Annotated in this window: 10 protein-coding genes; 6 read left to right on the forward strand and 4 right to left on the reverse strand. The window is 38.2% G+C overall.

The features are described 5' to 3' along the window. Positions 1 to 204: 204 nt before the first annotated feature. Positions 205 to 1209: a glycosyltransferase gene (locus LIV57_RS19725; RefSeq protein WP_202838534.1), complete on the reverse strand. Its 1005-nt coding sequence runs from the start codon at positions 1207 to 1209 to the stop codon at positions 205 to 207. A gap of 209 nt (positions 1210 to 1418) precedes the next feature. Here LIV57_RS19725 and LIV57_RS19730 point away from each other — a divergent pair, with 209 nt between their 5' ends. Then, positions 1419 to 2432: an SDR family NAD(P)-dependent oxidoreductase gene (locus LIV57_RS19730; protein WP_227943969.1), complete on the forward strand. Its 1014-nt coding sequence runs from the start codon at positions 1419 to 1421 to the stop codon at positions 2430 to 2432. Between the two features lie 40 nt (positions 2433 to 2472). After that, entirely contained in the window at positions 2473 to 3279 is an 807-nt protein-coding gene (locus tag LIV57_RS19735) for an AraC family transcriptional regulator (RefSeq protein ID WP_227943970.1), read from the forward strand. A gap of 763 nt (positions 3280 to 4042) precedes the next feature. On the opposite strand, the gene LIV57_RS19740 is transcribed toward LIV57_RS19735, so the two are convergent. After that, a complete protein-coding gene (locus LIV57_RS19740) occupies positions 4043 to 5209 on the reverse strand; it encodes a class I SAM-dependent RNA methyltransferase (RefSeq protein WP_227943971.1) in 1167 nt (388 codons plus the stop codon). 137 nt (positions 5210 to 5346) lie between these two features. On the opposite strand from LIV57_RS19740, the gene LIV57_RS19745 reads away from it, so the two are divergent. The 4 genes from LIV57_RS19745 (at position 5347) to LIV57_RS19760 (ending at position 11488) form a co-directional block, all read left to right on the forward strand. Then, the gene (locus tag LIV57_RS19745; RefSeq protein ID WP_110009274.1) at positions 5347 to 6072 is read left to right on the forward strand and encodes a class I SAM-dependent DNA methyltransferase; all 726 of its coding nucleotides are present in this window, start codon (positions 5347 to 5349) and stop codon (positions 6070 to 6072) included. Continuing rightward, positions 6072 to 6800 carry a ZIP family metal transporter gene (locus tag LIV57_RS19750; RefSeq protein ID WP_227943972.1) on the forward strand — a complete coding sequence of 243 codons (729 nt, stop codon included), beginning with the start codon at positions 6072 to 6074 and terminating at the stop codon, positions 6798 to 6800. The genes LIV57_RS19745 and LIV57_RS19750 overlap by 1 nt, the downstream gene beginning before the upstream one ends. A gap of 280 nt (positions 6801 to 7080) precedes the next feature. Beyond that, entirely contained in the window at positions 7081 to 9825 is a 2745-nt protein-coding gene (locus LIV57_RS19755; protein WP_227943973.1) for a SusC/RagA family TonB-linked outer membrane protein, read from the forward strand. 10 nt (positions 9826 to 9835) lie between these two features. After that, a complete protein-coding gene (locus tag LIV57_RS19760) occupies positions 9836 to 11488 on the forward strand; it encodes a RagB/SusD family nutrient uptake outer membrane protein (RefSeq protein ID WP_227943974.1) in 1653 nt (550 codons plus the stop codon). Between the two features lie 101 nt (positions 11489 to 11589). Here the strand turns inward: LIV57_RS19760 and LIV57_RS19765 are convergent, their stop codons facing one another. Together LIV57_RS19765 and LIV57_RS19770 are read right to left on the reverse strand one after the other, a co-directional pair. Beyond that, complete coding sequence (locus LIV57_RS19765; RefSeq protein WP_227943975.1) at positions 11590 to 12975, reverse strand: OmpP1/FadL family transporter; 1386 nt, start codon at positions 12973 to 12975, stop codon at positions 11590 to 11592. Positions 12976 to 13028: 53 nt separating this feature from the next. After that, the gene (locus tag LIV57_RS19770; protein ID WP_227943976.1) at positions 13029 to 14129 is read right to left on the reverse strand and encodes a prolyl-tRNA synthetase; all 1101 of its coding nucleotides are present in this window, start codon (positions 14127 to 14129) and stop codon (positions 13029 to 13031) included. Between the last annotated feature and the right edge of the window lie 62 nt (positions 14130 to 14191).

Genomic DNA, 14191 nt, shown 5'->3' on the forward strand with positions numbered 1-14191 from the left:
CAGATAGATTTTGAAGAAAGTAGGGTAAAAATCAAAGACGTTCACCCTACGCAAGCTAACTCAAGGTCGCTTTTATAAATATAAATGTATAAAAAATATTTGGAAGTTAACACAGAATCTAAAGCCATTGGAAGATTTTATTTATTTTGATGAATGGGCTAAAGCCCATTCATATTGAATTTCCTTTACAGATAATTATCCCTGCTATTTCTTATAATAATGATGCGGAAAAGCATCCTCGGGTTTCATTCTGAAAACATTCAGCAAAATCCAGGACTTTAAAAATCCGTATCCGTAAGAAAACATCTGAATATACGTGGAAATAACTGCCATTCCGGCAATACTGATATTTTTTGTCAGTAATAAAGCGTGAAACAACACCAGAAAGGTATACAATCCATAAAAGGCAAGGATGATTCCTCTTCCCATAATAAAATACTCCAGAAAGCCCATTACATATCCCAGCATAAATAAAGTAGGAAAAGCAAAGGAAATTTTTACATAATTCGGGTGTCTCTGGTTAAGAATCGGTCTTGCACAGCCAAACTGATAGACCTGTTTGGAGAATTTTCCAAAATCAACCCTACGTTTATGATATACAGCGATATCATCAAAAAAAGCAGTAGTAAAACCGTTTTCCCATAGGGTCATGGAAAGATCCGGATCTTCACCAATTCTCATTTCGGAAAATCCGCCTACTTTTTTAAAGACTTCTTTTTTCACCCCCATATTGAAACTTCTGGGCTGAAATTTCGAAACCGCTTTCTTACTTCCCCTGATTCCTCCGGTAGTAAATACAGACGTCATGGAATACGAAATAGCTTTCTGCATCAGATTAAATCCTTTATGCGCTTTATCGGCCCCACCAAACGCATCACAGGGAATGGTAAGGATATCATTTTTAATATGCTCAATATAATCTTTTTCAACAATAACATCACTGTCTACAAATACCAGCCATTCGTTAGCAGCTCTTGCTGCTCCGTAATTTCTTGTCAGTCCCGGTCCTGAGTTATCTTTTCTGAAATATTTAATATCCAATCCCTGTTCAAAGTTTTTGATAGTAGGTTTCAGATCGATCAGAGAACCGTCATCCACGATAATGATCTCAAACTCCTTATCTGTCTGTTGAGTAAGAGAAGTCAGCAACTCAAAAAGTTCATCTTTCCGGTTGTAAATGGCAACGACAATAGAAATAGTAGGCTTCAAATTGAAAATTTTTCAAAATTACTTATTCGCAGAACAACCTACAAACAGTTTAACAGCTTATTCAGATAAATTAACGATGTTACCTTGTATTCTTCTCACTGTATGTATTTTATCAATGAAATTCTGAACCAAGTAATTTGGCATTTTAAACAAAATAAACATCCGGAATCCCTCCTAATTTTGCTATAGAAATTTAAACCAACAAAAAAATGGAACCAATTATCAGCACATTACAGCAACCCGTTCAGTCAGGCTTTAATGCTTATTCAACAGCGCAGGAAGTTATTCAGGGAATTGATCTTACCGGAAAAACAGTAATCATTACCGGTGGCTATGCAGGAATCGGACTTGAAACTACAAAAGTACTCACTTCAGCCGGAGCCCATGTCATTATTCCTGCAAGAGATATTGAAAAGGCAGGAAAAAACCTTACAGGAATTGAAAATATCGAACTTGAAAAAATGGATCTGATGGATCCGGCATCCATTGATGCCTTTGCAGAAAGATTTGTCTCATCAGGCAGAAAACTGGATCTTCTTATTAATAATGCCGGGATTATGTGGGTACCGCTCCGCAGAGACAGCAGAGGTTTTGAATCTCAACTGGCGACCAATTATCTTGGACAGTTCCATCTCACCTCAAAATTATGGCCGGCTCTGAAAAAAGCAGATGGAGCAAGGGTTATCAGTGTTTCTTCGTACGGGCACCAGATGGCACCTTTTAATTTTGAAGATCTTAATTTTGAAAAAAGGGATTACGATACCCTTTCCGGATATGGACAATCTAAAACAGCTTGCAATCTGTTTGCTGTAGAACTCGATGAAAGAGGAAAAGAATTCAATATCAGAGCTTATTCTCTCCATCCCGGTTCTGTATATGGTACTGATCTGGGCAGAGAAGAACCTGTTGAGCTTTTTAAACAGCTTGGAACGCATGACGAAAACGGAAATATAAAACCTGAAGTTGAAGCACGATTAAAGACCATCCCACAAGGGGCTGCAACAACAATATGGTGTGCCGTAACGCCTCAACTTAACGGTATTGGCGGAGTGTATTGTGAAAACTGTGATATTGCAGAGGTAGACAGAGGGCAAATTGACCACAGATTTGATGAACCGGCTACAATTCGTGGGGTACAACCTTATTCCATCGACAAAAACAATGCTGCCCGTTTATGGAAATTAAGCGAAGAAATGCTGGGATTCAGCTTTGATACCCAATAACTGTTTTTTTAAATACATTTGTAATGAAAAACTTTTGACAATGGATTTCCAGATACAATACCTCACGCCGGATATCAAGCTTTCCAGTTATGATGACAAGCTCTTCAAAACGGAAACAGTTTTTGAATACCATATGCTGGTTTGGTTCATATCAGGAGAAACAAAAATTATTCAGGCAGATAAAACCTATGTTTTCAAAGCTGGAGATATTTTCCTGATTCCAAGAAACCATCTTGCCACGATTATCAATTATCCTAAAGACGGGCTTCCGCATAAAGCAGTAGTCATGCATCTTACCACAGAACGCCTGAAGAATTTTTACAGTTCTGTTGATGAGCAGAGGAAGACCGGAAATCACAAAGCCAGCATTCATAGTTTCAGCAGTCATCCGCTTCTGAACAGCTGTCTTGCGTCGCTCATACCTTATTTTGAAATGGAAGGTCCGCTTCCTGAGAATATTGCCCATTTAAAAATCACTGAAGCTATCAGTATTGTAAGGGAAATTGATCCGGATATAGATTACATACTCGCTGATTTTGATGAGCCGGGAAAAGTAGATCTGATCAGTTTTATGGAAAAAAATTATATGTTCAATATGCCATTGGAACGATTCGGATACCTTACAGGAAGGAGTTTATCTACTTTCAACCGGGATTTCAGAAAGCTTTTTCAGACAACTCCACAGCGGTGGCTTACTCAAAAACGTCTTGAACTGGCCTATTATCATTTGTCAGAAAAAAATAAAAAGCCTTCCGATGTTTTTCTGGAAGTAGGTTTTGAAGACCTGTCGCATTTTTCGCATGCCTTTAAAAAGCAATATGGATTTGCCCCTTCAATGGCACGATAAAAACAAAAAGGTTGTACTAATCTGTACAACCTTTTATTGTTTTAATTAAACTTATAATGTATGACAAGTTATTTTTTCTTTGGAATATCTGTATCTTTTAATTGCTTCTTTTGAGATATCACATGATGATTTAAAGCTTTTCTTTCAGGTTTTGAAGGTGATGACCGTGACGATTTTGATCCAGAACCAAACAGATCTAGTAAATCAAAAATTACATCAAATATGTCAAAAAAATTCCAGGACATTTCTAATCTCAGAGGTTATTATTTATTATCTCCCAATTTATAAACTTTCTTCGTTCCTTCATACTATTTATGTCCTATTATATAAAAAATCCCGATCTAAAGTAGATATATAATACTGCCGAAACAAAAAAAGCGATTACGGAACAACTGAAAAGAAGTAGCTTGAACAGCGTTTTAAAATAATAAAGTTCCAAAACGTGCAAAATAAAAAACACTATAAGTGAAATACCAGTTCCTATTAAAGAAGCCACCACTAGGGTTCGTGTATAGTTTTGTACAGGCAACGGATCTTTAAAAACAATAAAAAAAGAAAATGTTGCCAATACCACAGCTAAGGCACCTACTATCTCTGTGAAGTATTTTGATCTCTTAGATTCTTTCTTTTGAGGTTTCTCATCATAATTCAGGCTCTTTCTATCGGAGCTTAAACGTGATGATCCCGAACCGCTCTGAAACAGCCCGGACACACTAAATAGAGTATCTAATAGATCAAAAAAATCTCCCAGCACTTTTTCTTGCTATTTATTTTCTTCCAGTTTATGTACCTTCTTCGTTCCTTCATACATTTCATACTGTAAAAACCTTGTCTCCAGTTTTCCGTTGAAAAGTTTGATCTTTCTTGAAGGACGTAAACCGATTTTCTTCACCGCTTCCAGATCGGAAGAGATCAGCCATGCTAAGGTATTCGGATAATGGGTTTTAAAGGTATCTCCTATTTTCTTGTAGAAATCATCATCATTGATGGAAATTCTCTCATCATATGGCGGATTGAATACCATTAATAAAGGGAACAGTTCTTTTTTAGAATCAAAGAAGTTTTGTTTTTTAATCTCAATCACATCTTCCATTTCCGCTGCTTCCACGTTCATTCTTGCCGCATTCAGCATTCTCGCATCGATGTCATATCCAACAATCTTTCCATCAAACTGTCTGATTCTGTTGATTCTGAATTCTTTAATTTTTGCAAACAAGTCTGCATCATAGTTATTCCAGTTCTGGAATCCGAACCTTTTTCTGAAAATCTGAGCCGGAAGATCCATTGCAATCATTGCTGCTTCAATCAATAATGTTCCAGAACCGCACATCGGATCAAGGAAATTACCTTTTCCGTCCCAGCCTGCCAGCTGAAGCATTCCGCTTGCCAATACTTCGTTGATAGGCGCTTCTCCCTGTTCTCTTCTGTATCCTCTTTTAAACAAAGGATCTCCTGAAGAATCCATTGAAATCATGACCAATTCTCGGTCTATATGAAGGTGGAATTTGATATCCGGATTTCTCGTTTCTACATTAGGACGTCTTTTGAATTTTTCCTGGAAATAATCCACGATCGCATCCTTCATTTTTAAGGTTACAAACTGAGAATGCTTGAACGTTTCAGAATTGACAGTAGCATCAATAGAGAAAGACTGATCTACATCCATAAAGTTCTCCCATTCAAATTTGAATAATCTGTCATAGAACTGGTGCTGATTAAAAGCTTTGAATTCATGAATCGGCACCAGGATTTTCAATGCTGTTCTCGCAGAGTAATTGATTTTATAAAGAAAACCAAGATCCCCTTCACAGTTTACTGCTCTGTTTTTAATTTCAACATTTCTTCCGCCCAATTTTTTGATTTCTTCCGCCAGAATCTGCTCCAATCCGAAGAATGTCTTTATCTGTATTTTAATATTTTCTGTATCCATAAGTATGTATTAAAAGATTTAAAGCTTTAAAAATTAAAAGATTAACCACCCAAGTTCTTATCCAATTGAATTTTTCAATCTCTTAATGTTGTAAAATACTTTGCTTTTAACCGCACAAATTTAGTTATTTTTGCATTATGGAATGGTTTGAATCTTGGTTTGATACCCCTTATTATCATTTGCTTTATAGCAACAGAGACTATACTGAAGCTGAAAACTTCATTACAAAGCTCACAGCGGATCTTCAGCTTCCGCCTCAGTCGAAAATCATAGATCTTGCCTGCGGAAAGGGAAGACACTCTGTTTTCCTTAACAAATTAGGGTATGATGTTTTGGGACTGGACCTTTCAAGACAAAGTATTGAATCTGACAAACAATATGAAAATCAAACGCTGCTTTTTGAAGTTCATGATATGAGAAACCCTATTGATGCAGATCCTATGGATGCTGTATTCAATCTGTTTACCAGTTTTGGGTATTTTGACAATGAAAATGATGATAAGAAAGTATTTCAATCCGTTTACAATGCTTTAAAACCAGGAGGATATTTTGTACTGGACTACCTGAATGAGGAATTTGTAAGAAGCACTTTAATTCCTGAAACAACGATCACGAGAGGAAATATTGAGTTCAGAATTTTAAAGAAGATCGAAGGAAGACATGTCATCAAAGACATCCGTTTTGAGGCTGACGGTAAGCCGTTTCATTTCTTTGAAAAAGTAAAACTCCATACTTTGGAAGCCATTCATGCCTATGCTTCTGAATGTGGGTTTGAAAGAATAAAAATCTGGGGAGATTATCAGCTGAATGAATTTAAGAAAGAAAATTCCCCGCGTTGCATCAATTTATTTAAGAAAAAATAATGACAACAGTACTTTTACTGATTTTAAGTGTCGTAACAGGAGTATTCCTTGGAAAACACTTTGGTAAAAAAGAGAAGCTGGCCAAAAATCTATTGATACTGAGTGCCGGTTTTTTGATTACAATCTGTCTCAACGAAGTCTTCCCTCAGGTGTATACCTCTTCCGGAAGCAGCAGCCTTGGGATATTCGTAATCGCGGGAGTTCTGCTGCAGATGATCCTGGAAGCTCTTACCAAAGGTTTTGAACACGGGCACTTCCATCATCATAGTGAACACAATATTCTTCCTGTTGCGTTAATGGTAGGATTATTCATTCATGCTTTTATTGAAGGAATTCCTTTGGCTAACGAGCAGCACGAAATGTCGCCTTACCTTTGGGGAATTGTATTTCACAATCTTCCTATTTCATTTATTCTGGGTGCATTTTTATTTAACAGAAGGGGAGAATCAAAAAGTTCCTCATCTTATCCTTCTATTCTCATTGTAGCTTTATTTGCATTGGCTTCTCCAATGGGAATGTTATTAGGAAATTATTTCAATCCTGACCTTCAGCCTTATTTCCTGGCTATTGTAGGAGGGATTTTCCTTCATATCTCATCCGTGATCATTTTTGAAAGCAATAAAAATCACAATATCGATTGGGTAAAAATCGGGCTGGTTGTTTTAGGAGTTTCACTCGCATTGATGATGCATGTTTTCCATCAACATCCCCCTGCTCATTCTCATTAAACAATAAAAAAAGCTTCGGAATCCGGAGCTTTTTCATTTTAGGTTGTATTAATAATATATATTTTCCACGATATACCCGTTCATCTTTACTTATAGCATTTTAGACAAATAAGTTAAAATTTGTTTTTTTAAAAATATTTTACATTAAAAAATAAATAAAAATTAAATATTTACATTTAAAAACACAATAAAACACATTGTTTAACATTTTTTAACAAACTATTAATAACAATACATTGTTTTTCGTACATTAGCCACATTACCATCATCTAAAAATTGTATGAAAAAACAAAAAAACTTAACAACATCAGTCTGTTTTTTCTTAATGACGGGTTTTATGGCAGCCCAGACCACAAAGAAAACAGATTCTTTAGAAGAAAAAAAAATTGATGACATTGTAATTATCGGCTACAAAGCACAGAAGAAATCCAGTCTTACCGCCGCTGTCTCTGTTATTTCCGACAAAAAGCTTCAGGATTCCAATACTCCAAGTGTATCGGGCCTTCTGCAGGGGAAAGCTGCCGGAGTTCAGGTTATGCCCAATGGCGGGGCTGCCGGTTCCTCAGCCACTGTAAAAATCAGGGGGAATTCTACCATTAATGGTCCCAGTTCTGCCCTTTGGGTAGTAGATGGTGTTGTAATGCCCTATGCGCCCAATCTGGATCCCAATCAGATTGAAAGCATCAACATCCTGAAAGATGCTGCTTCTACAGCCTTGTATGGTTCCCGAGCTGCCAATGGTATTGTACAGGTGTTTACCAAATCAGGAAATTCAGGAAAAGGTACATTAAGTGCATCTCTTAATAATTCTTTTAATGTGTTTAACAACGGGCGTTTCAAGCTTATGAACGGAACGCAGCTGTATGATTATTTTACTTCATTAAAAGGAGCACCTGAAATTCCTAAAACTCTTAGAAACGATGGCTACAACTGGCTGAAAGACGGGACACAAACAGGAACTGTACAAAATTATACTATTGATTTCAAGGGAGGAGCATCAAGCTCCAAAACCTATATTTCAGGAAATTATTATAATGAAACCGGGACAATAAAAGGAGATGAATACAACAGGCTCTCATTCAGAATCAATCATGAACAAACTATAAAGCCCTGGTTGATACTAAAACCCAAAGTCAGCTTATCATATACTACATTAAAGAATACCCGTGCATCCCTTGATGAAATGTACCTTAATATGCCGTGGGACAACCCCAGAGATGCCAATGGAAATCTGATCCGGGTAGATGAGGATTACGCAGGTGATTGGTATGGAAGGGATCATAGCAGTTATCTGTATGACCTTCAGTGGAACTATGAAAAAGGCAATCAGCTGGATCTTATCGGAAATATAGATGCTGAAATCCGGTTTACCGATTATCTGAAATTCATCACTACCAACAATATTACCTACAGAAACTTTGACAAAACTGAATATGTGGATCCCAGATCTATAGCAGGGACAAGCAATAAAGGTGAACTGACAGAGTCTTACCAGAAAACCATCAACAAATTTTTCAACCAGATGCTGAGGTTTGACAAAGATTTTGGAAATCATAACATCAATGCCTTAGCAGCCTATGAATATACAGATAAATACTATAAAGAATCAAAGGCAGGGGTTTATGGAGTGGTACCGGATACAGATATATTTAATACCGGTGCAACCACAGGACAAAAGCCATCAGGAAGAAAAATTGACCGTGCCTATAATGCCTTCCTGTTTAACGCAGAGTATGTATATGACAAAAAATATTTTGTCCAGGGATCCTTAAGAAGCGAATCATCCTCTGCATTCGGCGGCACCAAGAGAAATGGCTTATTCTACGCCTACAGCGTAGGATGGAATATTCATAAAGAAAAGTTTTTCAACGTAAAACCTGTTAACGAATGGAAAATTAGAGCCAGCCGGGGACTTGTGGGAAATACGCCATACCCGGACTACGGTTGGCAGGATTTATATACATTAACAGAGAAGTATGACGGACAGATAGGAGCCACATGGTACCAGCTAGGAAACTCTGCGCTAACCTGGGAGTCTATCTACCAAAATAATATTGGTACGGATATCAGGGCATTTAACAACAGACTAACTTTAAATATTGATTATTTTAATAATAAAACGAAAGACTTACTGATGCTGATCCATCTGCCATCACTGACAGGCGTTGAAAGACAATACATGAATATCGGTGATGTCAAAAACAAAGGTTGGGAATTCAATGTAAATTACTCCATTATACGCTCAAAAGATATCAGCTGGGATCTTGGATTCAATATCAGCACTTATAAAAACAGTATCCTTTCAACGCGAAATAATAGTACACAGGTTTTAGATAATTATCATGTAGCCATACCAGGATATGACGTCACTTCTTTCTATATGAGAAAATGGCTGGGTGTGAATCCGGAAAATGGTGAAGCACAATGGGAGATCATTAATCCGGATGGAAGCAGAAGTGCAACCTCAAAATATAACCTGGCTACCGTACAGGTAGTAGGAGCAGCCACACCAGATTATTACGGCTCTGTAAGTACCAATCTTATGATCAGAAATTTTTACCTTGCCGCAAACCTTTATTTCTCACAGGGTGGGCAAGTATATAATTCGTACAGGGAATTATATGATTCAGACGGAGCCTATCCTTATTACAATCAGATGGTTTTGGAAAACGGATGGACAAGATGGGAAAAACCTGGAGATATCGCAACCCATCCGGCTGCCATATTCAACAATAATACATTTACCAATAAGCCTTCGTCACGTTATCTTGAAGATGCCAGCTTTGTTAAATTAAGGTCCCTGAGAATAGGATATAACCTGCCTGGCTCCTTAACTGAAAAGATTAACATCAAATCAGCAAGTATTTATATTATGGGTGAAAATTTATTCACCATCACCAAATTCTCGGGGGTGGATCCGGAAGTCGGCCTCAGAGATAATAGCCAAAGTACTTATTCTGGCAATGCAGGAGCTATCTACCCTATTCCAAGAAGATTTTCATTAGGCTTAAACTTTACCTTCTAAAAAAATAATTATGAAAAAAATACTTATTCCCATTCTCATACTATCATTAACAGCATGCAACATAGACCGTTCGCCATATGATTCAAAAGAGTCTGATGTGGTCCTGGCAGACGCAACAGGACTGCAGACTATTACCTTAGGAAATTATGCATTGCTTAAAGGTGATGCTGACGGTGGCGGCTTTTATAACAATCTGTACAGGATCAGTGAATATGGTGGTGACAATGTCGATATCAGCGGAACGACCAGCGATTCATTCTTTTATTATTATAATTATAAAAGCATTAAAAATAATTACCGCACCAATATCATCTGGACCTCCGGATATAAAGCTATCATCGGTTGCAACAGATTGATCTCAAAGATTGCTGAAGGAAAAGATACAGAAACAGATCAGCTCATAGGTGAAAATTATTTCCTGAGAGCTTATGTATACTTTTCTATGGTCAACGTCTTTGGAAGACCGTATAATCAGGGAACAGGTAATCCCGGAGTACCCTTAAAACTATCTGACGATGTCAACGATTTGCCTGCAAGAGCTACTGTAGGAGAAGTATACAATCAGGTGGTAAGCGATCTTTTAAAAGCTGAAAAACTGATGACACTGGACAAAGGGAACAAATATGCATCCAAAGAAGCAGCGCAGGCTTTACTTTCCAGAGTCTACTTGTACATGGAAAATAATGATAAAGCGATAGAATATGCAGATAAAGTCATCAATTCCGGAAAGTATACGCTTCTGTCCAAAGCAGAATTGCCTGCCTATGCTACCAAGACTCCTGAAAACAATACAGAGACCATTTTTGCATTTAAATATAATAAAGATGGAGACTATAGTGATGGCTGGTATACGATAGGTTCTATGTATGCCACCATACAGAATGTAGGCTGGGGTGAAATGTACGCTTCTTCCTCTTATCTGGATCTTATCAATCAGAATCCTCAGGATGCAAGACTGAAGTTTATTTCTCCAAAATACAGCAGTCCGGCAGTTCCCGTAGCCTATTGGGTGCAAAAAGGAACCAGCTCATCCGGGGCCGCAACCTACAGCTATCAGTTCCAAAAAACCTTCCAGCAGAATGGAAATACTTATTTTACCATGAATAATATCAATTATCAGGTACTATCTGAAGCAGCATCTAATAAAACAAACTATTATTTTGTTAACGCAAACGGTGGGAAAACTTATGTCTACCTTGATAATGATATGGATAAAAGAAACGGATATCCTAAATTTTATGTTTTAAAATGTTCATTACAGGAAGGGGTTCCTCAGTTATGGTCGCCGGTTATTGTACGACTGGCAGAAATATACCTGAACAGAGCCGAAGCCTATGCGAAAAAAGGAAATACTGCCTCAGCACTCGCAGACATAAACATCATCAGAACAAGAGCAGGAATACCTGTATATAATTCAGTCCCAGCAGGGCAGACTATTCTGGACATTGTTCTACAGGAGAGAAGGCTGGAAATGGCTTTTGAAGGACATAGAAGATACGATGTCTTCAGAAACAAACTGGATCTCGACAGACAATATCCCGGAACTCATTTAAGTGGAAGCAATGCTTTTTATACAGTACCTTATACCCATAACAGAGTGGTAGAATATATTCCGGAACAGCAGATCCAGATCCAGCCGAATCTGGTGCAGAATCCGGATTAAGAATAATACGGAAATCAACAGCATTCAAAAATTTCAAACCAACAAAAAAGAGGCTGTCCTAAATATGGGCAGCCTCTCTTTATATCTTTTGATATCTTAACTTAGAATTTCCATCCTACTGTAAGGAAGAAATTATTTCTGTTGTTTTTCACCTCACTTGCCGCATACGCATCACTTTCAAAGATGTTATTAGCAGAATAATAAGATGAATCAGAATTTCCATCCATATATCCTCTCATGAAAGGATTAGTATACTTAGATGAGATGTTCTGATAAGATGCATCTACATAGAATGACTTGAAGTCATACCCGATACCAAAAGAAAGGGTATTTCTGTCACTTAGCATCATATTGCTGTACGATTGATCTCCTACAGTACCTGCATCATTAAATCTGCTGATCGTAAGGGCATCAAAAGGAGTTGACTGGTAGGCGTAACCTCCTCTCAATCTGAACTGCTGTACTCTGTACTCCGCTCCCACTCTTACTTCAGAAAGATTTTTGTAGTTTTCTTTAAAGAAATCATTCAAAGCTCTTTCCGCACCTCCATATACCTTATAATCAGGCTTTGTAAGTCCAAGGGTATAATCTACGTTCAATGAGAAATTTTTACTCGCTACAAAAGCAGCACTCACTGTTGCTTTAAGCGGCGAAGTGAACTTTCTGTTTTCCGCTCCCATATCATCTCCATACACAGGATCGTTATAGAAATAATAATTTCTGTCTATTGTCCAGAATGTAGGCGTTTCAAGAGATGCTCCCAATCTGAAATTAGGACTTAGCTTACCGATTACCCCTAATGAAGCAGAAAAACCTGATGATCTTTCTGAATAAGGAGTATCCTGCTTACTGAATCCTTCTGTGGAATTATTGGTCAGATTTCGGTAAAACAAACTATCATACTGATCCAACGAAGCGTTGAAAAAATTGAAACCTGCTCCTAAATATAAATTATGATTATAATTGGCACCTACCCCGAAACTCATCTTTGACAGGTTACCGTATCTTTCATACATATGCCCTGCTAATGCAGCATCTTTGGTAATATCATCCTTATCAAAAGCATAAACGATATTATTATTACCCGGTGTCTGGATTACATTATCCAGCGTCTGGTTAGAAAAATTAATACCAATATTGATGAATTTCCAGCCGGTTTCTGTCATCAAAGGAAAAGCAATTATTCCTCCGGCATTCCCTAGATCTCCTTTGGTTTTGCTGTAGTCTATTGAAGACCCCGCCAGCGAACTCGTGTTTTTATTTCCTAAAATAGATAAAGTTCCTGAAACCTCTCCTGAAATAGCAACTCCTAAACCTGCAGGGTTGGTAAGCAAAGAATTCGCATCACCTCCCAGCGCACCATTAGCTCCAGCCATCGCATTAAACTTAGCTGATCCCACCATAGGAGTACTTGAATAAACCTCTACCGTATTTCTTATGACAGAAACATCCTGAGCCTGTGCATAAAATGCAGCAGAAATACTCATTAATACTAAAGATTTTTTTAACATTATTTTTAAATAGTTTATTAATTTGAAAATTATCTGAAGCCTCCTCTGCCTCCACCGCCGGATCTCATTCCGCCGCCTCCTGAAGAACCACCTCTGAAGCCTCCACCTCCGGAGTTGAAGCCACCACTCGATCTGAAACCTCCTGAGTCGTTAGATCTGAAACCTCCGTTATTGTTGTTATATCTTGGCTGTGGCTGCTGATAATTGTAATTGGGTCTTGTTTGTGGTGCAGAATTACGGAATCCACCGTTAGACTGTGTATTTCTGAAACCTCCCGAGTTACCGTTTCTGAATCCGCCATTACTGTTACTGTTTCTGAAACCTCCGTTGGAATTAGTGTCTCTGAAACCACCATTATTATTGGTATTTCTGAAACCACCATTCGTATTTCTGAAACCTGAATTGTTGGTATTCGTTCTGTAAACTGCATTGGCTACCCCTGTATTCAGGAATCCGCCTCCGCTCACACCACTTCTTCTGTAAACAGGTCTGTTGTAGTAGCCACCACCCCAGTAACCTCCACCGTATCCCCAATATGGGTTTCCGTAGTATCCGCCCCAGAATGGATCATAGTATCCGCCATAGCCGTATCCCCAGTATGGACTTCCCCATCCGAAAGAGCCTCCCCAGCCCCAGCCGAATGATCCGCCCCAGCCCCAGGACATACTTGCACCCCAGCCCCAGCCGCGGTTCCAGCCCCAGCCCCAATATGGGCTGTAACCACCATACCATCCCCACGGAGATCCCCATCCCCATGAGTTGTCATAGTAGTTCGTTTGTGAACCTGCATAAAGTCCCCAATCTGAATCTGTAGCATTGGAATTCCAATTGGTGTTGGTATTGCTCCAATCATTATATCTGTTTTGCTGCTCTCTGGAATTCGTCTGTGCATTCTGAATTACATTGGAATCCTGATAGTAGTCATAATATTCTCCTACTCTGTTTCCGCTATCATTGATGATAACTCCTTCAGGTAGCGTATCCTTATTGGGGTCGTAATACACCCCATCTGTCTCGCTATACCCTCCCATCTGAGCACCACAAGACACAAGTAATAATCCGCCCGATATGGCTAATATCCCTTTGGATCTTAGCAGACCAAGCAAATTTTTATGTATATTTCTTTTCATGATAACGTAAAAATTTTTAATTTAAATTATATTTGCAATCTGTACCAAAAATGTACCAAAAT

Source organism: Chryseobacterium sp. X308 (assembly GCF_020733145.1).
Classification (GTDB): Bacteria; Bacteroidota; Bacteroidia; order Flavobacteriales; family Weeksellaceae; genus Chryseobacterium; species Chryseobacterium cupriresistens.

What these genes read in the sequence shown, in the direction of transcription:
- LIV57_RS19730 (WP_227943969.1), top strand. Translation starts at nt 1,419, where the DNA reads ATGGAACCAATTATCAGCACATTACAGCAACCCGTTCAGTCAGGCTTT.
- LIV57_RS19735 (WP_227943970.1), top strand. Translation starts at nt 2,473, where the DNA reads ATGGATTTCCAGATACAATACCTCACGCCGGATATCAAGCTTTCCAGT.
- LIV57_RS19740 (WP_227943971.1), bottom strand. Translation starts at nt 5,209, where the DNA reads ATGGATACAGAAAATATTAAAATACAGATAAAGACATTCTTCGGATTG.
- LIV57_RS19745 (WP_110009274.1), top strand. Translation starts at nt 5,347, where the DNA reads ATGGAATGGTTTGAATCTTGGTTTGATACCCCTTATTATCATTTGCTT.
- LIV57_RS19750 (WP_227943972.1), top strand. Translation starts at nt 6,072, where the DNA reads ATGACAACAGTACTTTTACTGATTTTAAGTGTCGTAACAGGAGTATTC.
- LIV57_RS19755 (WP_227943973.1), top strand. Translation starts at nt 7,081, where the DNA reads ATGAAAAAACAAAAAAACTTAACAACATCAGTCTGTTTTTTCTTAATG.
- LIV57_RS19760 (WP_227943974.1), top strand. Translation starts at nt 9,836, where the DNA reads ATGAAAAAAATACTTATTCCCATTCTCATACTATCATTAACAGCATGC.
- LIV57_RS19765 (WP_227943975.1), bottom strand. Translation starts at nt 12,975, where the DNA reads ATGAGTATTTCTGCTGCATTTTATGCACAGGCTCAGGATGTTTCTGTC.
- LIV57_RS19770 (WP_227943976.1), bottom strand. Translation starts at nt 14,129, where the DNA reads ATGAAAAGAAATATACATAAAAATTTGCTTGGTCTGCTAAGATCCAAA.